Genomic DNA, 25,907 nt, shown 5'->3' with positions numbered 1-25,907 from the left:
GCAAGCGAATCATGCAAAACCATCAACCTACCTCAAGATCGAAGCCGCCCTTGGAGAATTGGCTATTATACAGATCGGCATAGAATCCGCCCTGAGCCAGCAATTCATCGTGCGTGCCCTGCTCAATCACTGATCCGTGGTTCATCACAAGAATCAAATCCGCATCCTTAATCGTCGATAGACGGTGGGCAATGACAAAGCTCGTTCGCCCCTTCATGAGCTCATTCATCGCTTTCTGGATATAAATCTCCGTCCGCGTATCCACGCTGCTCGTCGCTTCATCCAGAATAAGAATAGCCGGATCGGCGAGAACAGCCCGGGCGATCGTCAGCAGCTGCTTCTGGCCCTGTGAAATGTTAGAGGCTTCCTCATTCAGGATCGTATCATAGCCCTCGGGCAATGTGCGAATAAAATGATCCGCCTGCGCCGTCTTCGCTGCCTCGACAATATCCTCCTCAGTCGCTCCCTCTCGTCCATAGGCGATATTGTCACGAATCGAGCCATTGAACAGCCATGTATCCTGCAGCACCATTCCAAACAGGCTGCGCAAATCCCCGCGGCTCATATCCGCAATATTGACGCCGTCAATCGTAATTGCTCCGCCATTCACCTCATAGAAGCGCATGAGCAGATTGATCAGCGTCGTCTTTCCAGCGCCCGTCGGCCCAACGATCGCAACCGTCTGTCCTTTCGAGGCATGAATGCTCATATCCTCGATCAGCATCGTCTGATCCTGGTAACCAAAGCGAACGTGATTAAAGGAGACCTCGCCTTTCGGCTTCTCAACTTTAACGGGATGCGTTGGATCAGGTATTTCTTCTACTTCGTCCAGCACCTCGAATACACGCTCCGAGGACGCTACAGTGGATTGAATGATATTCGCAATATTAGCCGTCTGCGAGATCGGATGCGATAGCTGTCTCGTGTACTGGATAAACGCCTGTACGTCTCCGATCTTAATTTTCCCCTTCAAGACCAGTATTCCGCCTACTACAGCAACAAGTACATAACCAATGTTGCCGATAAAACTCATAATCGGCATAATTACGCCTGAAATAAATTGCGCTTTCCAGCCCGCCTCATACAAACGTTCGTTAATTTCATCGAATTGCTCTAACGATTTCTGCTCGCGTCCAAATACTTTAATAACTTGGTGACCAGTGTACATTTCCTCCACATGGCCATTTAGCATACCAAGCTCCTTCTGCTGCCGAACAAACTGACGCTGGGAACGCTTGGCGATCGAGGTGATCGCCACGATGCTCAGCGGTATGGTTAATATCGCAATCAAGGTCATTAACGGACTGATCGTCAGCATCATCACGATAACCCCGATAATGGTCAGAAGCGACGAAATCAGTTGTGTCATGCTCTGCTGCAAGGTCGAGCTAATGTTATCCATATCGTTGGTCACTCGGCTTAAAATTTCACCGTGCGTTCTAGCATCATAGTATTTCAGCGGCAAGCGCGACAGCTTATCGTTCACTTGCTTCCGTAAGTTATAGACCGTCTTCTGGGATACATCCGCCATCAAATATTGCTGGAAATAACTAAATAGTGCACTCAACAAGTACAGTCCGAGCAAATAAAGAATAATTTCCCCAATGGCATCAAAATCAATGGCAGCCCCCGGAATTTCGTTTATCATGCCCATAATGCCTTCAAACAGCACCGTCGTCGCCTCACCCATTACCTTTGGGCTGACAATGGCAAAGACCGTGCTCAGGATTGCCATGAGCACCACAGAACCTAGCTGCACCCTGAATGGACGCATATACGTCATTAGGCGTTTGAGCGTACCTTTGAAGTCCTTCGCCTTCTCGGCCGGCATCCCCACACCGGGGCCGCCATGACCACCATGGCCGCCCGGGCCACCAGGGCCACGGCGACCGCCCCGTCTGCCGAAACCGCTGGAGCTGGAGTTCCCTGCGCTTTGATTATTTTGGCTCTGGCTCATGCGATCTCCTCCTCTGAAAGCTGGGACAAGACGATTTCCTTATATACCTCGCACGTCTCCATCAAATCCTGATGCTTCCCGATGCCCGCAATTCTGCTCTCATCCATCACAATGATCTGATCAGCATCTAGTACGGTGCTCACCCGCTGGGCAACGATAATAACCGTGGACTCCTTCGTCTCCTGCTTCAGTGTGGCGCGCAGCTTGGAGTCCGTCTTGAAATCCAATGCGGAGAAGCTGTCATCGAAAATATAGATTTCAGCCTGCCGCACCAACGCCCGGGCGATCGAGAGACGCTGCTTCTGCCCGCCGGAGACATTGGAACCCCCCTGCGCAATCAGGCTGTCATAGCCCTCCTCCATCTTCGAAATGAAGTCGGCTGCCTGGGCGATTTCCGCCGCACGCCGCACTTCCTCGTCGCTGGCCTCCTCTTTACCGTAGCGAATATTATCGCTGATCGTCCCCGTGAAGAGAACGGCTTTCTGTGGTACGAAACCAATCTTTGAGCGCAGCTCCTGCTGGGACATGTCCCTGACATCGACACCATTCACCAGTACTCGCCCGCTATCCACGTCATAGAATCTCGGGATGAGATTAATCAGTGTTGATTTGCCGGAGCCTGTGCCGCCGATAATTGCCGTTACCTCGCCCGGACGAGCGGTGAAGCTGATATCCTGAATCGCTGGCTTCTCAGCCCCAGGATAACTGAACGACACCTGCTGGAACTCAACATGGCCTGTTTGTCCAGTTACGGGAGCTGCCGTTTTCGCATCGTTAATCACTGGAACCATGTCCAGCACCTCATTGATCCGGACAGCCGAAGCCGACGCCCGCGGAATCATCACGAACATCATCGAAACCATGAGCAGCGAGAACATAATTTGCATCGCATACTGCAGGAAAGCCATCAAGTCACCAACCTGCATCGTCCCAGATTCAATGCGGAATCCACCGAACCAAATGATCGCTACCGACGATAAGTTCATCACCAGCATCATGATCGGCATCATGAATGCCATAATTTTATTTACTTTGATCGAGGTATCTGTCAAATCAAAATTCGCCTGATCGAATCGCATTTTCTCATGCTGAACGCGGTTGAAGGCCCGGATAACCCGAATCCCGGTCAAGTTCTCCCGCATAACAAGATTTAACTTGTCGATCTTCTTCTGGATCACTTTAAACAACGGAATCCCTTTTCTCGCAATTAGAAAAATAGCCAGTGCCAGCACCGGCAGAACCACAACAAAAATAAGCGACAATGTCGCATCCTTCGAGACGGCCATAATGATACCGCCGATACAGAGCATCGGAGCCATCACCATCATCCGCAGGATCATAATAAGCACCTGCTGAATCTGTGTAATATCGTTCGTAGTTCGTGTGATCAGCGAGGCCGTTCCAACCTTGTCGAACTCCTCAAGGGAGAAATTCTCCACATGGCTAAACACCTTGCCACGCAACAGCTTCCCGAACCCCGCTGCAGCCCTGGAAGAGAAATAGCTGGCTGCAATGGAACAGAGCATTCCCCCTAGAGCCACTAGCAGCATCAAGGAGCCGATTTTCCATATATAAGGTATATCTCCGTTGACTACCCCAATATCCACGATATCCGCCATAAGCGTCGGCAAATACAGTTCGGACAGCGATTGAAAAAAAACGAGCACGAGTACAGCGAATATAGGCAGCCGGAACGGCTTCAAAAATCGAAAAAGCTTGATCATCTTCCATCATCACCACTTTCTCCGTTAATCTCATGCTTCTCGCTCATGCTGGCATCTAAATAGTCATAGACCTGTTCGAGCAGCGAAGCCAACTGCTCTGACTTCTCCGCTCCTAAATGCTCATATAAATTCTTGAATCTTCGGGCTAAGTCTTCTTTAGCTAACCTCGTCACGGCCTCCCCCTTCTCCGTCAGCTTCACCCGCACAACGCGCCGATCCTCCTGATCGTTATACCTGGTGACCAGCCCCCCTCGCTCCAGGCTCTTGATCAGCTGGGTAATGGTTGGCGAGGTAACCTCCATCATCGAGCTGAGCGAAGAGACAGACGAACCCCTCTCGTCTTGGACACACCCCCACTGAATGCACATCAGCATTTTGATTTCACTATTATTCCATCCATCTATCGCCATCTTGTGCAAACCTGCACGGCGGAAGCGGTGAACCGCTTCTAGGAGTCGTTGGGCTACCGGATCGTCGCCCATAATCACATGATCATCCCCTCAAAAATACTTAAATTATTTAATAATTTGTAATGCTATTAATTAGCATACCTAATTATATTTCCGCCCACTATTCAAAGTCAAATTTGTCTAAATCTAGGCAATCTTCATGATGTATAAGGAGAAAAACACAAAAAACCCCGCCGACGGCGAGGCTCCTTTAACTATATTTTATAAAACGATATTCAAAACGGCAGCTTCACTCCACCGATTTCAGGAAGAGCTCTAAATTCGTAACCTTGACGGCGCGCCTCATCGATAATGGCACCAAGGGCCTCCATATTATCTTTGGACACCGAATGCAGCAAAATAACAGCTCCCGGATGCAATTGCGCAACCACTTTTTTGAACGCATAATCGCTCCCCTTCTGATCCTTGGTGTCCCAATCCTTGTAAGCTGCCGACCAGAACACGTTCGTATAACCAAGCTCCCTCGTGACGCGCAGCGTACGATCATTGAAAATCCCCCGAGGCGGACGAAGGTAACCCATATCGCTCTGTCCGGTCAAAGTTACGATTTCCTTGTTCACTCGCTCCAATTCTTCTTTAATCTGCGCATCAGATATCGTCGTCATGTCCGGATGACTCCATGAATGATTGCCGACGATATGTCCTTCTGACACCATACGCTTCACGAGTGCTGGCTGATCCTTTACAAAATGGCCTGTCACAAAAAAAGCCGCCGGCACCTTCTTTGCTTTGAGTGTGTCCAGGATCGGGGCCGTATAGCCGTTCTCATACCCGTTATCAAACGTCAGGAACAATTCCTTTCGTGAAGTATCACCCAGAAAGATTGCGCCATGCTTATCAACAATCGGCTTAAACCCCTCCTCGTCAATCGAGGGAAGCTGCCCGTTAACGCTTCGCTTGAAACCGAAATGATACGGTCCATCTGCTGCGGCCGAAGCTACGGCGACTGACCCGATCGGCAAGAGACCTAGGAGACAGCAGACCGCCATCGCCGTCAACAACGCCATTCTCATCCTTCATTCTCTCCTTTTACTCATCGTAGTAGGTTATTGTATTTTCTGCCTCTGCCCTAAGAAATATGCATCCCTAATAACAAAAAAAGACTACCCGGTAGCGTCTCTATAAAAAACGCGCGGGTAGCCTGCTATATTTGATTGATTTATCTATTGCGATGCTCCAGGGTAAGTACCCGTCCCTTGGAATGGCTCTCCATGGCTAACTCGATGATGCGAATGACATCGCGAGCATCTTCGGCTAGCACAGGCGAAGGCCCTCCATAGCGAATGGCGTCGGCTAGCTTCCGGTAGAACATTTCATAGCTCCCGTTCAGTGTATCCACCGTTCCGGTCACAGCGAGGCCACCGATATCCGTCGTTAACCTGCCGTAATTGACAGCGGCATCCCGACCCCAATCGGTATCACCTGGACCAAGTCCCTTGCGAAGCTGTGCCTCCTGCGGATCAAACCCATGCTTAATGAAACTCCCTCGATCACCATGGAGTATAAAGCGAGGGCCTGGCTCACGGACTAATGATCCGGCGTGTAGGACGACTCGAAGGTCTGAATAGCCAAGAACAAGATGGAAATAATCATTAACCTTACCGCCGCGGCGTTCTTTGCGCAAATCTGCCCACACTGTATTCGGCTTCCCAAACAGTGTTAACGCCTGGTCGATCAGATGGGAGCCTAGATCGTAGAGAATCCCTGAGCCAGGTAAATCCTGCTCGCGCCAGCGACCAGTCACCTCTGGGCGATAGCGGTCAAAATGAGCTTCATAATAAGAGATATTGCCTAGTGCACGCGTGTCCAGCAGGCGGCTGATGGTGAGAAAGTCATTATCCCAGCGACGATTATGATATACCGTTAGCAGCAGCTTCTTCTCCCGGGCAAGCGCAATCAAGCGCTCCGCTTCTTCCGAGCTGTTTGTGAAGGGCTTCTCCACGACAACATGCTTGCCTGCCTCCAGTGCCTGGGTCGCATAGTCGTAATGCGTCAAATTCGGACTAGATACGACCACAACCTGAATGTCCTGATCGTTAAGGAGCGCCTCCACGTCAGGATATACTCTCGCATCGGGGTAACTCTCATTCACTTTGCCCGGCTGAGAAGATACGACGGCGGCGAGCTTCAAGCCTTCCGTCCAATCAATCAGCGGAGCATGAAATACGGAGCCTGATAATCCGAATCCAATAAGTCCTACCTGAATAGCCATCCCTATTCCTCCTTCATCGCAAACCGCAATAGTTGTTTTATATCGTTGAATGCCCTTATTATACCATTGTGGCTTTAACATTGAGCTTTACTATTGAGGCTTTACTATTGAGGCTTTACTATTGAGGCTTTACTATTGAGCATACCATTGTGGCTTTACTTGCCCCACAGCCATTTTAATAGTTTATCTTAATTTAAATGGATTTATAGTAGTTAGCTTCTGCGGCTAGAAAAGGAATTTAAATTTAAATGGATTTCATGTTGTTAAAATAAGGGAATTGCCTGTTATGAGTAGAATACCTCGATTTTAGGTACATGAAATCCATCTAATTCCCCGGAACTTTTGTTCTGAGCATAACTAGATACAAGAAATCCATTTAGTATACGACGGCTCAATATGCGCATCCTAGACAGTAGTTTAGTGTGGTATCTCAGTTTACGACAGCTTAATGCCGCATGGGTCTGTCAAGAATTTTGTGTAAACGAATGTAGATGGTGATGCTTAGAGGGGGACTCCGCCCCCCTACCTCAAGTGCTGACCCACGCGATCAGGGAAGAAAACCGAAAACTGTAGCAGCATTTGTCCCCAGTTCTGAACACGGCCCGTCCATTTCCGTACAACGTCCATTGTGGATAAATACAGCATTTTAAGGAGAGCCTCGTCGCTCGGAAAGATGCTTTTGCCTTTCGTCACTTTGCGCAGTTGACGGTGATAACTCTCGATCATGTTCGTGGTGTAGATCAACTTGCGAATTTCCGGCGGGTACTTGAAGAATGTAGCGAGCTCGCTCCAGTTGTTGCGCCAAGAACGGACGATCAGAGGATACTTTTTGCCCCACTCCTCCTCAAAGCGATCTAGCTCCACAAGCGCCGCTTCTTCGGTTGCTGCTTTGTAGATCGGCTTCAGATCGGCAGTCACCTTCTTCAAGTCCTTGTAGGACACGTAGCGCGTTGAATTACGGATTTGATGGATGATGCACTTCTGAATCTCTGTAGCGGGATAACAAGCGCTTATCGCTTGCGAGAAACCGGTTAGATTATCGACACACGTAATGAGAATGTCTTGTACGCCGCGGTTTTTTAACTCGTTCAAGACATTGAGCCAGAACTTGGCCGACTCGTTTTCGCCAATCCACATGCCTAGGACGTCTTTATTCCCGTCCAGATCGATGCCGATGACCATGTAAGCCGCCTTGTTGACAATAGCTCCGTCTTGCTTCACTTTGAAATGAATGGCGTCGAGAAAAACAACGGCATATACGCTCTGTAGCGGCCGATTTTGCCATTCCTTAACCATAGGGATAACCTTGTTCGTCACGTTCGAGATCAGTGTCGGGGAGACTTCGATGCCATACAACTGCAGTAGATGATCTTGAATTTCACGCGTGCTGACGCCCTTCGCGTAAAGCGCAATGATCTGTTCCTCAATGCCTGTGACATTGGACTGATGCTTCTTCACCACAAGCGGTTCAAACTCGCCCAAGCGATCACGGGGTACGATTATTTCTTGCTCACCATACTCACTGACGACAGTTTTCTTGCTTTTGCCATTACGGCTGTTTGACGTCGCTTTCGCCGTGATGTCGTGCTTGGCATAGCCCAGATGTGTTTCCATCTCCGCTTCGAGCATCTCCTGGATTGTTTCTGCAAACAGGTTCTTTAATGCGTTTTGAGCATCCTGTGCCGTTACCAGATTATTCTCTTTAATGAAGTCGCGCAACTGTTGTTTCGTCCAAAGTCCCATGTATTCTCCCAACCTTTCTATTAGTTCCATTTTAATAGGTTTTGGAGTTTACACAAACTATTTTACAGACTCTGCCGCATCTCAATCTTATGCTGCTCTTATGCTTTTATACTCTTATACTTTTTTACCCCCATACTCTCACGCTCTCACTCTCACTTTTGCTCCTGTGCTCCCATACTTTCATACGATCATGCTCTTATACTCTCATACTTTCTCGCCTCATGCTCATGCCCTCATGCCCCCATACTCTCATACTTTCTCGCCCTCATGCTCATGCCCTCATGCTCTTTTACCCCCATACTCTCACTTTTGCTCCTGTGCTCCCATACTTTCATACGATCATGCTCTTATACTCTCATACTTTCTCGCCCTCATGCTCATGCCCTCATGCTCTTATACTCTCATACTTTCTCGCCTCATGCTCATGCCCTCATGCTCTTATACTCTCATACTTTCTCGCCCTCATGCCCTCATACCCCCACTACTCTCACGCTCACGCTTTCACTCTTGCTCCCAAACTCTCGCTCATGCTCTTATAACGTCTTGGCAAGCTCCGACTTGGCAAATGCGATCCACTCCCGAGTAGCGAACGACATATAACGGTCATCCCGCCAGATAATACCCAGCTTCCACGGGATGATTGGCTTCACCAGAGGGATTATTCTGACCCGCTTATTATCAATCTCCCGGCAAATCGTTTCTGGAAGGAGCGTAATTCCCAGTCCTACGGCGACCATCTCGCTAATCAAGTCCCACTGCGAGCTTTCATAAATGACGTGTGGCTGAAATCCCAACCGTGCACACTCGCCTATAATCCGGTCATGGAGCGTAAAATCCTCCCGAAACAAAACAAAATCATCCTGGGCCAGCTCCGCCAGCTCGACCTGTTTCCGCTTGGCCAGCGGATGGGATGGATGCACGATCAAATTCAGCTTTTCTTCCACAAATGGAAAAATGCTTAATCCCTCCTGAGTCGTCGGCAGTACGGCCACGCCTACTTCCAGCGTTCCGGCCGCGACCTCCAATTCTACCTTCTTGGCCCCGTTCTCATAGAGCTGGATCGTAATATCCGGATACTTCTTATGAAATTGTCCGATCACCTTGGGAAAAAAGCTGGCGCCAACCATCGGTGGCAAACCGATCCGAATGTGACCTTTCTTCAGATTGCGAAGATCATCCAGCTCCGAGGTCAGATTGTGGAAGGAAGCTACGATCTGCTTAGCCTGTCCAACAATGATTTGACCTGCATCAGTCAATTCTACTCTTTTACCAAGCCGATCGAACAAGACAACACCGAGTTCATCCTCCATCGATTTGACCGCCTTGCTAATTGCAGGTTGCGTAATATATAAAGCATCTGCTGCTTTCGTAAAGCTGTTGAAGCGCGCAACTTCGATTAAATATTGAAGCTGACGAATATCCATAGCTCTAGCCCATCTCCCTCTGCTACAATGCATAACTTTTAGGAATAGTATACATTATTTATATTCATTTTACTCATGAAAGTAAATGATGTAATATTTTCATTAACAAATCAACAACGATGAAAGGAGCCTGCTACTATGGTTAAATTACGTACGATTGCTTTGAGCTTACTGCAGGTCATCCTTCTGTTCTTCATCTCCATTACGATGAATCAGCTTGCAGAATTGCTTCATTTACCTATCCCGGGTTCCATCCTGGGCATTATCGTTATTTTTGCACTGCTCAAAACGAATGTGATCAAGCTGACCTGGATCGAGAAGGGAGCCAATTTACTTCTGGCCGAGCTACTGTTGTTCTTTATTCCTTCTGCAGTCGGCATCATGAAATATATTCCACTGCTAGAGAGCGATGGTGTGCGCATTCTCGTTGTCGTTATTGCCAGTACATTTATCGTCATGCTAAGCTCGGGGCTTATTGCCTCAAAAATTACGAATCGGAAGGAGAGTAAGGCCTTATGATGAACAGTCTGTTCTGGCTTTTGCTAACTCTCCTGCTCTACGGAGTTTCCAAGAAACTATATCAAGCTAGACCCCGAGTCTACCTATCTCCGTTATTGATAACTCCCCTCGTGCTAGTGACGGGCCTGATGTGGACGAACGTCCCTTACGAGGCATACAATTCTGGCGGAAAATGGCTAAGTGATATGCTTCAGCCTGCTACAATTGCTTTTGCTGTACCCTTGTACAAATACTACAACGTACTTAAGAAGCACGCGGCGGTCATCATCATCAGCGTCTTGTCTGGATCGACCGTTGCCATGTTTTCATCGGCTATGCTAGGTGAATGGTTGCGTCTGGATCATCAGCTCGTCAGCAGTTTGATCCCCCGTTCCATCACAGCACCAATTGCGATGAGCGTCTCGCAGGCTATCGGCGGGGTTCCCAATATTACAGCGATCTTTGCTGTCATCACAGGCTTGCTCGGCAGTGTGATCGGTCCGTATGTACTCAAATGGTTTCGAATTGAGAATGAGGTTGCCCGCGGGGTACTGCTCGGTACAGGCGCTCATGGCACAGGAACTTCAAAAGCGTTTGAATTCAGCTCCCTAACCGGAACGATATCCAGTATTTCCATGATCCTCGCCGCTCTATTTACACTCGGCGTAGCTCCTATGCTTATCACAGTGCTATTCTATGGATGAGCTTAATCTAAGGGATTCCTCCAAATTTATATATATATTGAATGGGCTTTGCTTCAAGCAAAGCTCCTTTTTTATAGGAAAATAGGCTGAGAGCAAGCTCTCAGCCTATTTTTCCAGCTTATACAAGTATGGCACTAGAGATAATAAAGCAGATTTACGGGGCGGTTGCTAGCGCACTAAACACGATCGGGCCAACAACTCTAGCCGTATTCGTAGCAGCGGCAACCTGTTCTACAGATAAAATATAATCATGTACTCCAGGAGCTACGTTGGAATCTACCGCCGTTAACGCCGTAAGATTTACATTCTCAAAGTTCGTTTCTACGGCTTGTGTTGCATAATAGATTTCTTGACCATCACGGAAAATCCGGAACAATACCCGGGGAATTCCCGTCAATCCCCGCAATCCCACTGTTGCCGTCAATTCAACCGTATTTACAGGGGCGTTAGCAGGAATGGATACCCGCACGAGCGCGATACCCTGACCAGCCGGAGTCTGCGGAACGTTAATCGCGGCTCCATTCGTGATAGGTGTCGGAACATTTGTAACATGTTGAAGAAGAACTGCCATATTTCTATCAACTCCTTTCAAGGATTACTTCATACTATGAAAGGGTGATAGTAATAGATTGGACGAGTATACTAGGGGACTCGCTCATTTTTAAGAGATTAGCTATAAACTAGAATTCGAAGGACCATATCCTACACACCAATATAATGCTTCTTGCATCGGCTAAAAGACACGCACCGCTTGCCCAGTAATCGAAGATTCAAGGGCAGCGCAGGTAACCGCCTGTGTACGGACGGCATCCGCATAGTCGGATCGAATTCCGGAGGCATCCCCCGTACGTACCGCATGAAGAAACGCTGCCGTCTCGGCAACATAAGGATTATCCGTGCTGGAATAACTCGTGGACACGCCGTTGTTTTTTATTTCAAGCTGATCAGGATCCCAGGCCAGTATGCCTTGCTCGGTGTAAAAGCTCAAGCCGACTTCTCCTACCGCATCCGGCAGAACACAGGTGTTTGAAAGGTTAGCTATAGCTCCACTGGAGAGCTTCAGTGTGACCGTGCCGACATCTGAAACAGTGACTCCCTCATGCTGCTCATGCACAATTCTATTGGCATAGGCGGCGTAAACTTCCTCCACCTCGCCAGCGACGTAACGAAGTAAATCTACTAAATGCGTCGTCTGCTCAATAAATTGTCCGCCAGAGCCCTCCTGTTTTCTCCACCAGCCGACGCCAGGCATACTCCCCATCCATGTCCCTAAAGCCATTCCAATCTTCTGGCCCTTCAGGAGCTCCTTCAGTTGCAAGGCCGACTGCTTATAGCGGAAATGATATCCAACCGATGTGATGACCGGGTTGCGGCGAAGCTGCTCCAAGATCTTATTGGGCCCATCCAAATCAACGCCAAGCGGTTTTTCTACGAGAAAAGGAATTCCCCGAGCTATCAGCTCCGTCTCCATCCCCTCGTGCGCCATCGGTGGTATACATAAATACACCGCATCCAGTTGCTCACTATCCAGCATATCCGTCAAACGGTCAAAGCCTCTCGCTCCAGAATAACGAGAAGCCAGGGAATTGGCCTTCTCCATACTTGTCCCGCAAGTAGCCGCTATTCGAACTCCCTCGGCTTCAGCAAGGATATCTCCGTGCACCTTACTGAACCAGCCCGTACCAACAATTCCAACTTTCAAGGTCATCCATGATCTCTCCCTTAGTTCGTAATCTATTAGACTTAGCGTAACCGCTTTCCTTTTTAAGTACAAGAGTAGGTCGGAACTGTTCTTGTAAAAACAACAGTTGATATATATACTGTGAGTGTGTATTTTCGAGGCATATTAATGCTTCGGTTCGACCTACCGCCATCATGCGGCCATGCACCGCGTGCTGAGAGCTGCGTGAGGTACGTAAGTATACTGAACAGCCTGGAGATCGTACATCCCATATTTAATAATAGAAAGGATTGAATCCATTTGAGCAGCCTGGACAAGATTGATTTAAACAATATTTATACAGTCATGCGAGAAAGGCATTCCGTGCGGGCTTATGATCCCTCAATTCGAATTCCGCGCGAGGAACTGAAAGAAATCATTGAATTGGCAACGACAGCCCCTTCTTCCTCCAACCTGCAGCCTTGGCGCTTTCTGATCATCGATGATAAGGAAATTCAAAAACAGATCCATCCAATCACCAACAATCAGCAGCATGTGCTAGAGGCTTCAGCCATTATTGCTGTACTGGGAGATTTAGAATCTTTAAAACGGGCGGACGATATTTATAACAGAACTGTGGAGGCCGGGTACATGCCTCCGGAGGTCAAGGAAGGAATGATGACGCGCATTCAGGAGCTCTATGGCGGATTGGCCCCGGAACAGATGCACCAGATTAATCTATTCGATGCAGGCCTCGTTTCCATGCAGCTCATGCTCGCTGCCAAGGCGAAGGGCTACGATACCGTGCCGATGGGGGGCTACAACGCAGAGAAATTCGCCGAAGCGCTCCAGCTCCCAGAGACGCTTGTACCGACTATTTTGATCGCGATCGGTAAAGGCACAAAGCCGGCACGCCAGTCCATTCGGTTTCATGTCGATGAAATTACATATTGGAACGGCTTATAACAGATAATTTTTGCAGGGGTCTGCTATTTTGGCAGATCCCTGTCACTATTTTGGCAATCTTTTTCACTCAAAATATATCACTTTTCATATAATAAAGTAATGAAGTGCCCAATCGGCACCCTGGAGTTGATCTCAGTTCGGCATGAAGTTCATCTCAATAAAGTTTTGTTCAGAACAGAGATACATATTACAATTGATTCAGACCAATCGTGAAAAAGAGAACAATTTTATTTTAGTTTGAAAGGTGGAGCAACCATGGCTATCATGCAACAACAATCAAACAGTAACCTGGACACGGCTAGACAATATGTCAATGAGGTATATGAAACGGTCAAAAAGCGGAATCCAGGAGAGACAGAATTTCATCAAGCCGTCAAAGAAATTTTGGACTCCCTCGTTCCTGTCTTTGCTAAACATTCGAAATATCAGGATCATGCCATCCTAGAAAGAATCGTAGAGCCCGAGCGGCTGATTACTTTCCGTATCCCTTGGGTCGATGACAATGGTAAAGTGCAGGTGAACCGCGGCTTCCGCGTACAGTTCAACAGTGCCATCGGGCCTTACAAAGGCGGCATTCGTTTCCATCCTTCCGTTAATGCCAGCATCATCAAGTTCCTGGGCTTCGAGCAAATTTTCAAAAACTCCCTGACCGGACTACCGATTGGCGGCGGCAAGGGTGGATCGGACTTCGACCCGAAAGGCAAATCCGACAACGAAATCATGCGCTTTACGCAAAGCTTCATGACCGAATTGTCCAGATATGTCGGGCCGGATACGGACGTACCTGCAGGTGACATTGGTGTAGGGGCTAGAGAAATCGGCTATATGTTCGGACAATACAAACGTCTCGTCGGCGGCAACGAAGCCGGGGTACTTACAGGAAAAGGCCTGCTGTACGGTGGAAGCCTTGGAAGAACCGAAGCAACGGGCTATGGCCTTGTCTACTTCACAAGAGAAATGCTGAAGACCAAAGGGGAGCGTCTGGAAGGAAAAACGGTCATTGTATCCGGCTCCGGTAACGTATCCATCTATGCCATTGAGAAGGCTCAGCAATTCGGCGCCAAAGTTGTAGCATGCAGCGACTCCAACGGCTACATTTATGATGAGAACGGAATCGATTTGGCTACAGTAAAGCGCATCAAGGAAGTAGAGAGAAAACGGATCAAAGAATACGTCAACGATCATCCCACTGCAATCTATGTCGAAGGCTGCGAGAACATTTGGAGCATCCCTTGCGACATCGCCCTGCCTTGTGCAACCCAAAATGAAATAAACGAGGAATCGGCGAAATTACTCGTCGCTAATGGCGTGAAATATGTAGCTGAGGGTGCTAATATGCCTTCTACATTGGAGGCTATCGAAGTGTATCTGAACAATGGGGTTTACTTCGGGCCAGCCAAAGCGGCAAACGCCGGCGGGGTTGCGGTATCTGCACTGGAAATGGCTCAGAACAGCGCCAGACTCGCTTGGTCGTTTGAGAAGGTAGACAAAAAGCTGAAGGACATCATGAAAAACATTTACAAAAACAGCGTCAACGCCGCCGAGGAATATGGTTATTCCGGTAATCTTCTTGTAGGCTCGAACATTGCCGGCTTTCTTAAAGTTGCTGACACAATGATCGTTCACGGTGTTGTGTAAACATAGACAGGTCAACTAAGATAGATCCAATCCATCATGAAAAAGCTGCTCCTAAGTATATTTTCTACTTCAGGGGCAGCTCTTTTTTTACAATAATGAAGGCTGTATCTAAAGTCCAAAACCGGGGGCCATCTCTTTGAGAAAATCATAAAATAACTTCTCCGTGGGCGGCAGATCCCGATTTGCCGGAATAATCACTCCCACATCGCGCGTAACCAGCGGTTCGGTGATCGGCAGGGCAACGATGGAATCAGGAAGATATTCACTAAGAGCAATTTCCGGCAGCACCGTCAGACCAAGCCCAGCCGAGACAAGCCCCTTAATCGCGTCCAAATCGTCCCCTTCAAATGTTACCTTCGGCTTAAAGCCAAGATCGCTGCAAGCATTCACCACAATTTCCCGCAGGACGAAGCCTTCGGGGAAGAGCACGAATAAATCATCCTTCAGATCACTGAGCTTGACCGACGACTGTCCTGCTAATTTATGCTTGGACGGAAGCAGCGCTTTAAACTTTTCTCGAAAAAGCACTTCCACTTTAATTTGCGATTCATTCTTCGGCACCGGGCCCATAATGGCCAGGTTCATGTCCCCCTTAATTACCGAATCGACCAGTTCGCGATAGGAACCGTGCTGCAGCTGAAAATGTACAGCAGGGTATTGCTCTCTAAAAGCCGACACAACACCCGGAATCATTTGTGCCGCCAAGCTGCTGGGGAAGCCGATCCGCACCGTCCCCCGCTCCGGATCCAGAAACTCACTGATCTCCTGACGCGCGTTATCAAGCACTTTGACGAGCTGCTCCATATGAGCGAGAAACAGCTTACCGATCGGAGTAAGCTTTACCTTCCGTCCCTCATGAAGGAATAAGTCTACACCGAGCTCGGATTCCAGTTTAAAAATTTGTCTACTAACAGCGGACTGTGATACGTGAAGAGCATAAGAGGCCTCCGTCACATGCTCCAGCTTCGCAACCTCAATGAAATACAATATTTGCCTCAATTCCATTCCGCCGCTTCACCTCCGGCTTTCCTATAAAGTATAGCCCCATTATATAAGTTAAGCAGACAGAACAAAAGAAAGGCAGGGTAGACAATCAACTTTTGATTCAAAATTAATTATACTATTAATTGAATATTTGCCAATTATAAGGTAATATAAACCTACTAATCTATTATTCACACTACTTTTCATAGCTGAATTGAATGCAAGCTCGTAGTCCGAAAAGCTACCACATCGTGTAGATTCCTTAGGAAAAGGAGGTGTCCCCTAACAGCCAGCATAATATTACCGTTGCAATCGCCAAAATGTTAACGTGTGCAAAAAAAATATCCATTCCATGAGCAGGGAGGTTTATAAAATGGCCCATACAACTATTTTCAGAAGTACTTCGTTTAAAAAGTTTCATCTAATACTATTGTCCATTCTTATAGCTGGCTCAGCCTTTGCAGGATTACTGGGGGCAGGTAATGCCCATGCAGCAGCAAGCGAAGACTACCAATGGAACAAAGTAGTTACAGGAGGTGGAGGCGGCTTTGTGCCAGGGATTATTTTTAATGAGACAGAGCCGAACTTGATTTATGCAAGAACTGATATCGGCGGTGCTTATCGCTGGAACGAAGCGGATCAAAGCTGGATTCAACTGCTGGACTGGGTAGGGATCGATGAATGGGGCAAGACCGGCGTCGATGCCTTGGCAACCGATCCGGTCGATCCAAATCGCCTGTACCTTGCCGTCGGCACCTACACGAACAGCTGGGATCCGAATAATGGGAGCATTTTACGCTCAACGGACAAAGGCGACACTTGGCAAGTGTCCAGTCTGCCTTTCAAAGTAGGCGGCAACATGCCGGGACGCTCAATGGGTGAGCGGCTTGCCATCGACCCTAACAAGAATAACATCCTTTATTTTGGAGCGCGCAGCGGTAATGGATTATGGAAGAGCACCGATTACGGGGCAACCTGGAGCAAGGTAACCAGTTTTCCTAACCCGGGGACCTATGTCGAGAACCCCGATTATGAGTACCAGAGCGACATCGTCGGACTGGCCTGGATTACCTTCGATCCTTCGACAGGTTCGCCTGGACAAGCAACTCAAACTATCTATGTTGGCGTAGCCGATAAAAATGAAAGCGTATACCGAAGTACAGACGGCGGTGCAACATGGTCTGCCGTTCCCGGTCAGCCGACGGGCTATCTTCCGCACCACGGAGTTTTGGCTTCAAACGGTCAGCTGTACATTCCTTATAGCGACGGCGCAGGCCCTTATGATGGAACGAAAGGCGACCTTTGGAAATATGACACTGTCACAGATTCTTGGACGAATATCAGTCCGATTCCGTCCAGCAGCAGCGATAATTACTTCGGATACGGCGGACTGGCCGTCGACGCCCAGCAGCCGAATACCCTTATCGTCGCTACGCTTAATTCCTGGTGGCCGGACGCGATTCTATTCCGCAGTACCGATGGCGGTGCAACCTGGAGCCGCATTTGGGATTGGGATGGATATCCAAACCGTACGTTCCGATACACGCAGGATATTTCCGGAGCGCCTTGGCTCGATTTTGAGAACAACCCTTCCCCGCCTGAAGTTACGCCTAAGCTCGGCTGGATGATTGGAGATCTTGAGATTGATCCGTTCAATTCAGACCGGATGATGTACGGAACCGGGGCAACGATTTATGGCACCAATAACCTTACGGCCTGGGATACCGGCGGCAAGGTTAACATTAGCGTGATGGCCAAAGGCATTGAAGAGACGGCAGTCACCGATCTGATCAGCCCGCCATCCGGCGCGCATTTGATCAGTGGCCTGCTCGATGTCACGGGCTTTAAGCACGATGATCTGACCCAGCCCCCGGCAAAAATGATGACACATCCAAATAGCACAACGGATATGGACTATGCCGAATTGGACCCCAGCTTTATCGTGCGCGTAGGCCAAGCGGACAAATCCGCAGATCCCAACGCTAAATCCATCGGTTTCTCCCGGGACGGCGGAGCTAACTGGTACGCCGGGAATGGCGAGCCCGCGGGAACTGCAGGCGGAGGCAAGGTGGCCCTTTCCGCAAATGGCAACGCTATTCTATGGAGCACTCCAGATGTAGGCGTCTTTTACTCCAGCAACAACGGGAATTCCTGGTCAGCCAGCACTGGCGTGCCCCAGGGTGCAAAAGTCGCTTCCGACCGCGTAAATTCCAATAAATTTTACGCTTGGTCAGCTGGCGACTTCTATGTGAGCACTAACGGCGGAGCTACGTTCACAAAAACGGCGGCTACGGGAATTCCAGCGGAGGGAGATTTGGACTTCAAAGCGGTGCCCGGCAGCGAAGGCGATATCTGGCTCGCGGGAGGCAGCACGACGGGCGGCAAATACGGTCTGTGGCATTCTATCGACTCCGGAGCTTCCTTCACAAAGCTTGCCAACGTTCAGGAGGCCAACGTGATCGGATTTGGCAAGGCAGCGCCCGGACATAGCTACATGGCGCTGTACACCAGCGCCAAGATTGATGGCGTTCGGGGGATTTTCCGCTCTAATGATGCGGGAGCTAACTGGATCAGAATTAATGACGATCAGCATCAATATGCTTCGACAAACTCGGCGATTACCGGTGACCCCAGAATTTACGGCCGGGTATATATAGGAACAAATGGACTTGGTATCGTATATGGGGATGCACTGACAAACCCGCCGGAACCGGAAGAACCGGGGCCAGAGGAGCCCACCCCCAGCTCTTCGATCACACCCACGTCTGCTGCCTTTGACAAAAACGTAGGCAATCAGGCCAACGTAAACGTCGCATTGACGTTGAATGGGAATACACTAACCGCCATTCGCAACGGAGCTGCGGCATTGACGGAAGGCAGCGATTATACAGTCTCCGATTCCAACATCACGATCCTCAGCAGCTACTTGGCCGCTCAGCCTCTCGGTCAACTAAGCTTGACGTTCCAGTTCAGCGCCGGGGCTGATTCGGTATTGAACATCAACATTCAGGACTCGACTGTACCAACACCTGCCGGAGGCATTAAGGTGCAAATGTATAATGAAGCGGTAAGCAATACGACAAACACACTCAGTCCCCGAATTAAGCTGACGAATACTGGAAGTCAGGCTATTAACCTCTCCGATATTAAGCTGCGTTACTACTACACCATCGATGGAGAGCAATCGCAAAGTCTGTTCTGCGACTGGACTCAGATAGGCAGCTCTAATGTGACAGGCAACTTCGTCAAGATGCCTGCAACCATAAGTGGAGCGGATTATTATGCGGAAATCGGCTTCACAAGCGGAGCAGGCAGCCTAGCAGCCAGCCAGAGCATTGACCTGCAAATCCGCATCTCCAAATCTGACTGGAGTGATTATTCGCAGAGTGACGACTACTCCTTTGATTCGACCTCCACATCATATCAAGATGCCCCACGAGTAACCGGCTACATCTCCGGTGAACTGCAATGGGGAATTGAGCCTTAAGCTGCATTTTCATAGCAAAGAACCTCGCTTTGGACTGTGATCCCAATCGTTAGGTCGGACTAACGACTGGGATCACTCCATCTTGCGAGGTTCTTTCTATATATTATTAAGCTATATCATCCGGGCGATCCAGCGCATAAAGGCTGCGATACCTTGACTCCCGCTCCAGCAGTTCCTCATGCGTGCCGCGCATAAGGATCGTGCCATGCTCCATGAAGATAATCTCGTCCATCTTCTCTGCTCCGACCAAATGATGCGTGACCCACACGAGCGTCTTGCCCGCTGTCGACCTGAAGATCGTTGACAGCAGCTCACGCTCGGTACGTGGGTCAAGCCCTACGGTCGGCTCATCAAGGACGAGCACCGGCGCATCCTGAAGCAGGATGCGCGCCAGAGCCACACGCTGCCGTTCTCCGCCGGAGAAGCGCTGCCCGGTCTCGCGCATCGGTGTGCTTAGACCCTCCGGCAGCGTAGCGATCAGCGCGTCAAGCTGCGCTTGCTGTACCGCCAGGTGCAGTTCCTCCTCCGAAGCACCTTGACGCCCAAGCCGGATATTATTCGCTACGGTTGTATCGAACAAGTGCGGGCTTTGGTTCAATACTGAGATGACTTTAGAGATGTCATCCCCGAAGTGCGCTGCCGGAACGCCATTGATTAGTACACTGCCCTCGGTCGGTGCAATCGCCCCCTGAATGAGCTTCAACAGCGTGGACTTACCCGCACCGCTCCGGCCAATCACCATGACTCGCTTGCCCTGGGGTATATCGAGAGAAACATCACAGACGGAATACGAACCGCCACTCTGTATGGCATGCTTAGCTTCATATGTGAAAGAGACATTACTCAGCTTTATGTGAATATCCCGGGCACGAGAGGCGGTAAGCACATCCGCTAGGCGCTGTTCGTTCATCGCCAACTCCGCAGACATCCCCTTCTTTCCGCCCATAACCGAACCCTGAGATTCCTGCCCCAATACAGGCTCCATAATCCGATTCAATCGACTTAGCGATTCCTGGTACTGCGGCGTGCGCTCGACGGCTTCGGACAGGGGCAGGAATGCATCCGCCAGCGGAAAGACGACAAGCACGAAGGCTGCGATTAACACGGGATCAATATGTCCGGCAGCAGCTTGGCTGCCTGACCAATAGATCATAGATATAACGACGATTCCAACAACGAGTTGACCGATCAAACTTCTCCATCTTGCCCAGGTGCGAAGCTTGCGCTCTTTTCGGGCTACAGTGTCTTCGTCATGTTCGTATGACTCCAGAAATTCGGCGGGTCTGCCACTGATGACCCAATCGCCGATGCCCATCACTGCGTCGGTAAGCTTCTGATACAATCGACCCCGCTCCTGCTTCACCTCTGCATTCGTGCGTCTAGTCAGCATCAGCGAAATATACGGCAGCACCACGACAAGTATGAAGATATAGCCTGCCACCAGCAATGCAAACAGCCAATCAAACTGACCCAAGGCAATGACGATAACCCCATAAACGATCACCGCGACAAGACTTGGAAAAACGGTCCGAATGTATACGTTCTGCAGCTGCTCTATATCGTCTGCCAGGACGCCGAGTAAATCCCCCGTCCGGTAACGAGAGCGAATAAATAGCGCTTGAGGCTCCAATATGTTGTATAGACGCACCCGCATTTTGGACAAAATTCGCAGTACTGCATCATGTCCAACCAGCCGTTCTACATAGTGTATGACCGCCCGGCCAATCCCAAATGCACGGATGCCGACAATAGGCACATATACAAGCAATATGTTATACGGCTGCAAAGATGATTTGGAAATGAGGAAGCCTGAGGTGAACATCAGCATGCTTGCCGCTAATATCGTCAGCGTACCCAAGATCAAATACAGGGAAAAGCGTCCGCTATAGGCACGGAAATACGGAGTAATCCACTGCTCTTGCGAGGCCGTTTTCTCTTGGCGATTCCATCTCGCAGTGTCCTCTTTCACACTCACAATATCCCCTCCCGCTGAGATGTCATTAACTGATAATAGGCTCCCTTTCTCGCAATCAACTCATCATGATTGCCCGTCTCCACAATTCGCCCCTGCTCCATGACGATAATCCGATCCATTTCTCGCATCCAGTGCAGACGGTGGGTAGCAAGCAGCACCAGCCTGCCCTCAAACAAAGGCAGCATCGTCGCCTTCAATTCATACTCCGTCTCGATATCCAAATGAGCCGTCGGCTCGTCCAGCAGCAAGATCGGCCGACGGCTGAGCAAAGCGCGGGCCAGCGCTACGCGCTGTTCCTGACCGCCGCTCAATGGACGGCCACCGCCACCGATGGGCTCATCATATCCCTTTGGCAGCGAATCTGCCAAAGCGCCGAGACCCGCATCCTCAGCAGCCTGCTCGATCTCCGCACGGGAAGCGTCCGGCGAATAGAACGCAATGTTATCCGCAAGCGATCCGCTAAAAATATATGGATTTTGCGGAATATAAGTAATCTGCCTTCTCCATTCCGGGCTGGTCAAATCGCCGAGCCTTGCGCGCCCCAGCTCGATCTCGCCCTCCGTCGGGCGCAGAAATCCTCCAAGCACATCGATCAGCGTGGACTTCCCTGCGCCACTCTCCCCGATAATACCGATTTTGCCAAAACCGCTGAGCTCAAGCCCGACTTGATCCAGCGAGGGCTGGCCTTCCTCCTCATACTGCACCGTCAGCGAAGACAGCTTCATGACACTATCGGGACGCCAATCCAATGCTATCCCTTCAGGCAGGCTGGCCATTGCAGCCCTCTCCGCCTCCCCTTCCGCAATAATTGCATTCATCGCTTCGCCGGCTTCCTTGCCGTCTAGGGTCGCATGATAATCGGCTCCCACCATCCGAACAGGAAGAAAGTACTCCGGTGCCAAAATGAGAATCGTCAGCCCCGTCAGAAGCGTCATATTTCCATCAATCAAACGCAGTCCCAGACTAACCGCTACCGAAGCGACCGACAGCATCGTGAAGAAATCAAGGGAAAATGAAGACAGAAATGCGACACGAAGCGTCCGCATTGTCGCTGATCGGTAGGAGTCGCTTACCCTTTCGATTGATTCGCTATGACTCCGGCTGTGCCCGAGAAATTTCAAGGTTTCCAGTCCGCGCAGGGAATCTACAAAATGATTGGACAACGTGCGGTAGGATTTCCATTGGCGATCCATTTGCTTACGTGCGGCGAGACCAACTAGTATCAAAAAAATGATCAAAATCGGCAGCGTGAGAATTAAAATGACGGCTGCCGTAATGTCTAGCGTAAATACATACAATAGAATGAGCATCGGCGTTAGCCCGGTTGCTAGCATACGGGGCAGGAACAGCTCCAAATAGTTGCGGAACTTCGTTACACCATCCAATACAAGCGTAACCAAGTTGCCGGTCCCCTCTCTTTTTGCAAAGCGGGGGCCAAGCTCAAACAGCTTTTCCATCACCTGTTTGCGCAGCTCTTTGCCTGTCTGTTCTGCGAACCGATAGGCGATCCTCTGCTGGAGCAGCGCAGATATTTGCCTGACGATAAAAGCAAGCAGGAACAAAACGGCCCCGCCGAATTGCTCCTGCAGCTTAGCGCCGGCAAACAGGGCGGAGATAACCTCCGCCAGCCATTTGGCCTGCAATATGATAGCGATGCTCTGAATGAGGGTCAGAACGCCAATTCCGGCAAGAACCGGCTTTATTCCCTTATACTTCATTAAATCGCGTCCCATTAGTACTCTAAATGCTCCTTCTCGTTAATGCGTTTATGGAAGACAAAGTAACTCCAAATTTGGTAACCAAGTACAAATGGCAATAGAGTCAAAGCAGCGATCGTCATGATCTTTAATGAATATGGACCAGACGCTGCGTTGTGAATCGTAAGCGAGTACGCTTCACTGATTGAGCTAACCATGACACGCGGGAACAAACTAATGAACACGGAAGCAATGGAAAGTGCAATCAAGGTACCCGTCATTCCAAATGCCCAGCCGTCTCTCTGTTTGACAATGAACCAGCCGGCAAGCAGGAATGCACCAAGGCCAACCACCGCGATCAACGTCAGCGGCAGAGCACGAACTTCAAACGCATCCGTCTGGAAGAACGTCATTACTCCGAATACGACAAACAATGCGGCTAGTGGAATCAACAGCTTATGCGCCAGCTTGCGAGCTCGGTCACGCAGGCTGCCCGTCGTCCGCAAGGACGTAAATAGCAGACCGTGAACGAGGCATAGCACGACGACGGTAATCCCGCCAACAAGCGTGTACAGGTTGACCATATCGAACAGCCCTGCCTTCATTTCCATGTCGCCGTCAATCGGCAGCCCTTTGAGCATACCGGAAAAGACTACGCCCAGCAGAAACGGAGGCAGCAGGCTGCCCAGGAAAATGGCAAGATCCCAGGTACTTTTCCAGCGCGTATTTTCCACTTTGCCCCGGAACTCAAACGCAACCCCGCGTCCGATCAAAGCAAGCAGCAGCACGACAAGCGGGGTATAATAACCGCTGAACATCGTCGCATACCAGTTCGGGAAGGCCGCGAACATTGCACCGCCTGCTGTTAACAGCCACACTTCGTTAGCATCCCAGAAGGGGCCGATCGAATTGATTAACACCCTTCTCTCCATATCGTTTTTAGCTAGAAAGCGAGTGCTCATCCCTACCCCGAAGTCAAATCCCTCAAGGAAGAAGAAGCCGATGAATAAAATTGCAACGAGGATAAACCAGAGCTCATTAAGAGATAGCATGGTATCCCTCCTTACCATATGGATCTGCCGATTGCTCATCATCACTTGTATTCTCGGCATAAGGGCCTTTCTTAATCACTTTAACGAATAAATAAACCATCACTGCGGCTAGTACCGCATAAATTGCCGTAAACGCAATGAGCGAGAAGAGAATTTGTCCAGCGGTCACGCTTGGCGATATACTGTCCTCTGTCCGCATGTAACCAAATACGGTCCAAGGCTGCCGACCGATTTCTGTCATAATCCAGCCAGCCGTATTCGCAATGAACGGCAAGGAAATCGCCCACATCATCATGCGGTAATACCACTTATTCGGACGTTCCAGCTTTTTGCGCCAAGCCAAATACGCACCATACATTCCTAATACAATCATCAAAGATCCAGCAGCAACCATAATCCGGAAGCTCCAGAAAGTCGTTCGAACCGGTGGAATATAATCTCCAGGACCGTAGGTCTGCTCATATTCAGCCTGTAGCTCATTCATCCCTTTAACTTCACCAGAGAACTCGCTATAGGACAAGAAACTGAGCAAATAAGGGATTTTAATCTCAAACGAGTTCTCTCCAGTCTTCGGATCGATATGCGCATACACCGTCCAAGGCGCCGGGTCGCCGCTCTTGCCCCATAAGCCTTCGGCGGCAGCCATCTTCATCGGCTGGGTTTCCACCAAATACTGCGCCTGCTGATGCCCATACAGAGCCGTACCTAACGAGGCGACTAAGCCGACGACAATGGCAATAGTGAAGGATTTTTTGAAGAAATCCACATCCTGGCGCTTCATCAGTTTGTAAGCACTAATACCAGTAATCATGAACGCCCCTGTGGCAAATGCGCCAAGCACCGTGTGCGGGAATTCTACCCATAGCTGACCATTGCTGATCAATGCGAAAAAGTCATTCATTTCCGCCCGGCCGTTATTGATCTCAAATCCGACAGGACGCTGCATAAACGAGTTTGCCGCCAATATCCAAAAGGCTGAAGCAATCGTACCGATGGAAACGAGCCAAATGCTGAGCAAATGTACTCTTTTGGACAGTCGATCCCATCCGAAAATCCACAACCCAATAAATGTCGATTCCATGAAAAAGGCGAATAACGCTTCAACCGCAAGCGGTGCACCGAAGACGTCGCCTACAAAGCGCGAGTAGTCCGACCAGTTCATGCCGAACTGAAATTCCTGCAAAATACCGGTTACGACCCCCACAGCAAAGTTAATGAGGAATAATTTACCCCAAAACTTGGCCATGCGCTTATAAATTTCTTTCCCCTTCCTTACATACATTGTTTCCATGATCGCGATGAGTAACACCAGACCTATGGAGAGCGGCACAAAGAAGAAGTGAAATATTGTTGTTGCCGCGAATTGGATACGTGCAAGCATTACCGGATCCATAAATACACCCTTCTTTCATCTTTTGTTTAACTATTGTGAATTCTATCACGGATTTATGAAAACAAACGTGTAAAAAGTAATCGTTTTGTGACAAGAATCACATAATCCTGTGTCAGTATTGTTAACAATCCTGAAAAACCGCATCGAATCAATGTTTTTCACGGCACTTGCATTTGTGGAGATATTGTGAATGAGTCGCTGTTGCTTCCGCTGACTATCTTAATAAGAAGATGTCAGCTAGTATCTTTTACTAGTGACCGTAACTTTTCCTCTCTATGTAGCGTCTAAACATGAGGTACAGGAAGCTGGAAACCGCTACGTAC

General features: G+C 49.3%; 19 protein-coding genes. 5 read left to right on the top strand and 14 right to left on the bottom strand.

Annotation, left to right across the window (positions count from 1 at the left end; translation table 11 throughout):
* Window positions 1-22 precede the first annotated feature (22 nt).
* From EIM92_RS06015 to cidR, 7 genes are all read right to left on the bottom strand, one after another.
* Complete coding sequence (locus EIM92_RS06015; protein ID WP_125081910.1) at window positions 23-1,957, bottom strand: ABC transporter ATP-binding protein; 1,935 nt, start codon at window positions 1,955-1,957, stop codon at window positions 23-25.
* Window positions 1,954-3,681 (bottom strand): ABC transporter ATP-binding protein, encoded by a 1,728-nt coding sequence (locus EIM92_RS06010; protein ID WP_125081909.1) that lies wholly within the window; start codon window positions 3,679-3,681, stop codon window positions 1,954-1,956. Before EIM92_RS06010 ends, EIM92_RS06015 begins: the two co-directional genes overlap by 4 nt.
* Window positions 3,678-4,163, bottom strand: a complete 486-nt coding sequence (locus EIM92_RS06005; RefSeq protein ID WP_125085026.1) for a MarR family winged helix-turn-helix transcriptional regulator — start codon at window positions 4,161-4,163, stop codon at window positions 3,678-3,680. Before EIM92_RS06005 ends, EIM92_RS06010 begins: the two co-directional genes overlap by 4 nt.
* 203 nt (window positions 4,164-4,366) lie before the next feature.
* A complete protein-coding gene (pdaA, locus tag EIM92_RS06000; RefSeq protein WP_125081908.1) occupies window positions 4,367-5,164 on the bottom strand; it encodes a delta-lactam-biosynthetic de-N-acetylase in 798 nt (265 codons plus the stop codon).
* 146 nt (window positions 5,165-5,310) lie between these two features.
* Window positions 5,311-6,363: an oxidoreductase gene (locus EIM92_RS05995; RefSeq protein WP_125081907.1), complete on the bottom strand. Its 1,053-nt coding sequence runs from the start codon at window positions 6,361-6,363 to the stop codon at window positions 5,311-5,313.
* Between the two features lie 522 nt (window positions 6,364-6,885).
* A complete protein-coding gene (locus EIM92_RS05990; RefSeq protein WP_125081906.1) occupies window positions 6,886-8,106 on the bottom strand; it encodes an IS256 family transposase in 1,221 nt (406 codons plus the stop codon).
* Window positions 8,107-8,639: 533 nt separating this feature from the next.
* The gene (cidR, locus tag EIM92_RS05985; protein WP_125081905.1) at window positions 8,640-9,530 is read right to left on the bottom strand and encodes a cidABC operon transcriptional activator CidR; all 891 of its coding nucleotides are present in this window, start codon (window positions 9,528-9,530) and stop codon (window positions 8,640-8,642) included.
* Window positions 9,531-9,668: 138 nt separating this feature from the next.
* Between cidR and EIM92_RS05980 the strand changes: the two genes are divergently transcribed.
* Complete coding sequence (locus EIM92_RS05980) at window positions 9,669-10,049, top strand: CidA/LrgA family holin-like protein (protein ID WP_125081904.1); 381 nt, start codon at window positions 9,669-9,671, stop codon at window positions 10,047-10,049.
* Window positions 10,049-10,732 carry a CidB/LrgB family autolysis modulator gene (locus EIM92_RS05975; protein ID WP_425464193.1) on the top strand — a complete coding sequence of 228 codons (684 nt, stop codon included), beginning with the start codon at window positions 10,049-10,051 and terminating at the stop codon, window positions 10,730-10,732. The genes EIM92_RS05980 and EIM92_RS05975 overlap by 1 nt, the downstream gene beginning before the upstream one ends.
* A gap of 154 nt (window positions 10,733-10,886) precedes the next feature.
* Here the strand turns inward: EIM92_RS05975 and EIM92_RS05970 are convergent, their stop codons facing one another.
* Together EIM92_RS05970 and EIM92_RS05965 are read right to left on the bottom strand one after the other, a co-directional pair.
* Window positions 10,887-11,303 (bottom strand): exosporium protein C, encoded by a 417-nt coding sequence (locus tag EIM92_RS05970; protein ID WP_246021216.1) that lies wholly within the window; start codon window positions 11,301-11,303, stop codon window positions 10,887-10,889.
* Window positions 11,304-11,465: 162 nt separating this feature from the next.
* A complete protein-coding gene (locus EIM92_RS05965; RefSeq protein WP_125081902.1) occupies window positions 11,466-12,440 on the bottom strand; it encodes a Gfo/Idh/MocA family protein in 975 nt (324 codons plus the stop codon).
* A 273-nt stretch (window positions 12,441-12,713) separates the two neighbouring features.
* On the opposite strand from EIM92_RS05965, the gene EIM92_RS05960 reads away from it, so the two are divergent.
* Together EIM92_RS05960 and gdhA are read left to right on the top strand one after the other, a co-directional pair.
* A complete protein-coding gene (locus EIM92_RS05960; RefSeq protein ID WP_246021215.1) occupies window positions 12,714-13,358 on the top strand; it encodes a nitroreductase family protein in 645 nt (214 codons plus the stop codon).
* Between the two features lie 255 nt (window positions 13,359-13,613).
* Entirely contained in the window at window positions 13,614-14,996 is a 1,383-nt protein-coding gene (gdhA, locus tag EIM92_RS05955) for an NADP-specific glutamate dehydrogenase (RefSeq protein ID WP_125081900.1), read from the top strand.
* 108 nt (window positions 14,997-15,104) lie between these two features.
* Here the strand turns inward: gdhA and gltC are convergent, their stop codons facing one another.
* Window positions 15,105-16,001 carry a glutamate biosynthesis transcriptional regulator GltC gene (gene gltC / locus EIM92_RS05950; protein ID WP_125081899.1) on the bottom strand — a complete coding sequence of 299 codons (897 nt, stop codon included), beginning with the start codon at window positions 15,999-16,001 and terminating at the stop codon, window positions 15,105-15,107.
* Window positions 16,002-16,353: 352 nt separating this feature from the next.
* Here gltC and EIM92_RS05945 point away from each other — a divergent pair, with 352 nt between their 5' ends.
* Entirely contained in the window at window positions 16,354-19,467 is a 3,114-nt protein-coding gene (locus EIM92_RS05945) for a cellulose binding domain-containing protein (RefSeq protein ID WP_125081898.1), read from the top strand.
* Between the two features lie 106 nt (window positions 19,468-19,573).
* Here the strand turns inward: EIM92_RS05945 and cydC are convergent, their stop codons facing one another.
* Genes cydC through EIM92_RS05925 form a run of 4 tightly spaced genes read right to left on the bottom strand, consistent with a single transcriptional unit; the run spans window position 19,574 to window position 25,584 of the window.
* On the bottom strand, window positions 19,574-21,436 hold the full coding sequence (gene cydC, locus EIM92_RS05940) for a thiol reductant ABC exporter subunit CydC (protein ID WP_125085024.1): 1,863 nt from the start codon (window positions 21,434-21,436) through the stop codon (window positions 19,574-19,576).
* 2 nt (window positions 21,437-21,438) lie between these two features.
* On the bottom strand, window positions 21,439-23,175 hold the full coding sequence (gene cydD, locus EIM92_RS05935; protein ID WP_125081897.1) for a thiol reductant ABC exporter subunit CydD: 1,737 nt from the start codon (window positions 23,173-23,175) through the stop codon (window positions 21,439-21,441).
* Window positions 23,175-24,191 carry a cytochrome d ubiquinol oxidase subunit II gene (gene cydB / locus EIM92_RS05930; protein ID WP_125081896.1) on the bottom strand — a complete coding sequence of 339 codons (1,017 nt, stop codon included), beginning with the start codon at window positions 24,189-24,191 and terminating at the stop codon, window positions 23,175-23,177. Before cydB ends, cydD begins: the two co-directional genes overlap by 1 nt.
* A complete protein-coding gene (locus EIM92_RS05925) occupies window positions 24,178-25,584 on the bottom strand; it encodes a cytochrome ubiquinol oxidase subunit I (protein WP_125081895.1) in 1,407 nt (468 codons plus the stop codon). The genes cydB and EIM92_RS05925 overlap by 14 nt, the downstream gene beginning before the upstream one ends.
* Window positions 25,585-25,907: the final 323 nt, after the last annotated feature.

Source organism: Paenibacillus lentus, from assembly GCF_003931855.1.
Classification (GTDB): Bacteria; Bacillota; Bacilli; order Paenibacillales; family Paenibacillaceae; genus Fontibacillus; species Fontibacillus lentus.
This window is presented reverse-complemented; position numbering and strand designations above follow the sequence as displayed.

Excerpts from the sequence above, each read along its gene's own strand:
- EIM92_RS06015 (WP_125081910.1), bottom strand. The coding sequence starts at position 1,957 with ATGAGCCAGAGCCAAAATAATCAAAGCGCAGGGAACTCCAGCTCCAGC.
- EIM92_RS06010 (WP_125081909.1), bottom strand. The coding sequence starts at position 3,681 with ATGATCAAGCTTTTTCGATTTTTGAAGCCGTTCCGGCTGCCTATATTC.
- EIM92_RS06005 (WP_125085026.1), bottom strand. The coding sequence starts at position 4,163 with ATGGGCGACGATCCGGTAGCCCAACGACTCCTAGAAGCGGTTCACCGC.
- pdaA (WP_125081908.1), bottom strand. The coding sequence starts at position 5,164 with ATGAGAATGGCGTTGTTGACGGCGATGGCGGTCTGCTGTCTCCTAGGT.
- EIM92_RS05995 (WP_125081907.1), bottom strand. The coding sequence starts at position 6,363 with ATGGCTATTCAGGTAGGACTTATTGGATTCGGATTATCAGGCTCCGTA.
- EIM92_RS05990 (WP_125081906.1), bottom strand. The coding sequence starts at position 8,106 with ATGGGACTTTGGACGAAACAACAGTTGCGCGACTTCATTAAAGAGAAT.
- cidR (WP_125081905.1), bottom strand. The coding sequence starts at position 9,530 with ATGGATATTCGTCAGCTTCAATATTTAATCGAAGTTGCGCGCTTCAAC.
- EIM92_RS05980 (WP_125081904.1), top strand. The coding sequence starts at position 9,669 with ATGGTTAAATTACGTACGATTGCTTTGAGCTTACTGCAGGTCATCCTT.
- EIM92_RS05975 (WP_425464193.1), top strand. The coding sequence starts at position 10,049 with ATGAACAGTCTGTTCTGGCTTTTGCTAACTCTCCTGCTCTACGGAGTT.
- EIM92_RS05970 (WP_246021216.1), bottom strand. The coding sequence starts at position 11,303 with ATGGCAGTTCTTCTTCAACATGTTACAAATGTTCCGACACCTATCACG.
- EIM92_RS05965 (WP_125081902.1), bottom strand. The coding sequence starts at position 12,440 with ATGACCTTGAAAGTTGGAATTGTTGGTACGGGCTGGTTCAGTAAGGTG.
- gdhA (WP_125081900.1), top strand. The coding sequence starts at position 13,614 with ATGGCTATCATGCAACAACAATCAAACAGTAACCTGGACACGGCTAGA.
- gltC (WP_125081899.1), bottom strand. The coding sequence starts at position 16,001 with ATGGAATTGAGGCAAATATTGTATTTCATTGAGGTTGCGAAGCTGGAG.
- EIM92_RS05945 (WP_125081898.1), top strand. The coding sequence starts at position 16,354 with ATGGCCCATACAACTATTTTCAGAAGTACTTCGTTTAAAAAGTTTCAT.
- cydD (WP_125081897.1), bottom strand. The coding sequence starts at position 23,175 with ATGGGACGCGATTTAATGAAGTATAAGGGAATAAAGCCGGTTCTTGCC.
- cydB (WP_125081896.1), bottom strand. The coding sequence starts at position 24,191 with ATGCTATCTCTTAATGAGCTCTGGTTTATCCTCGTTGCAATTTTATTC.
- EIM92_RS05925 (WP_125081895.1), bottom strand. The coding sequence starts at position 25,584 with ATGGATCCGGTAATGCTTGCACGTATCCAATTCGCGGCAACAACAATA.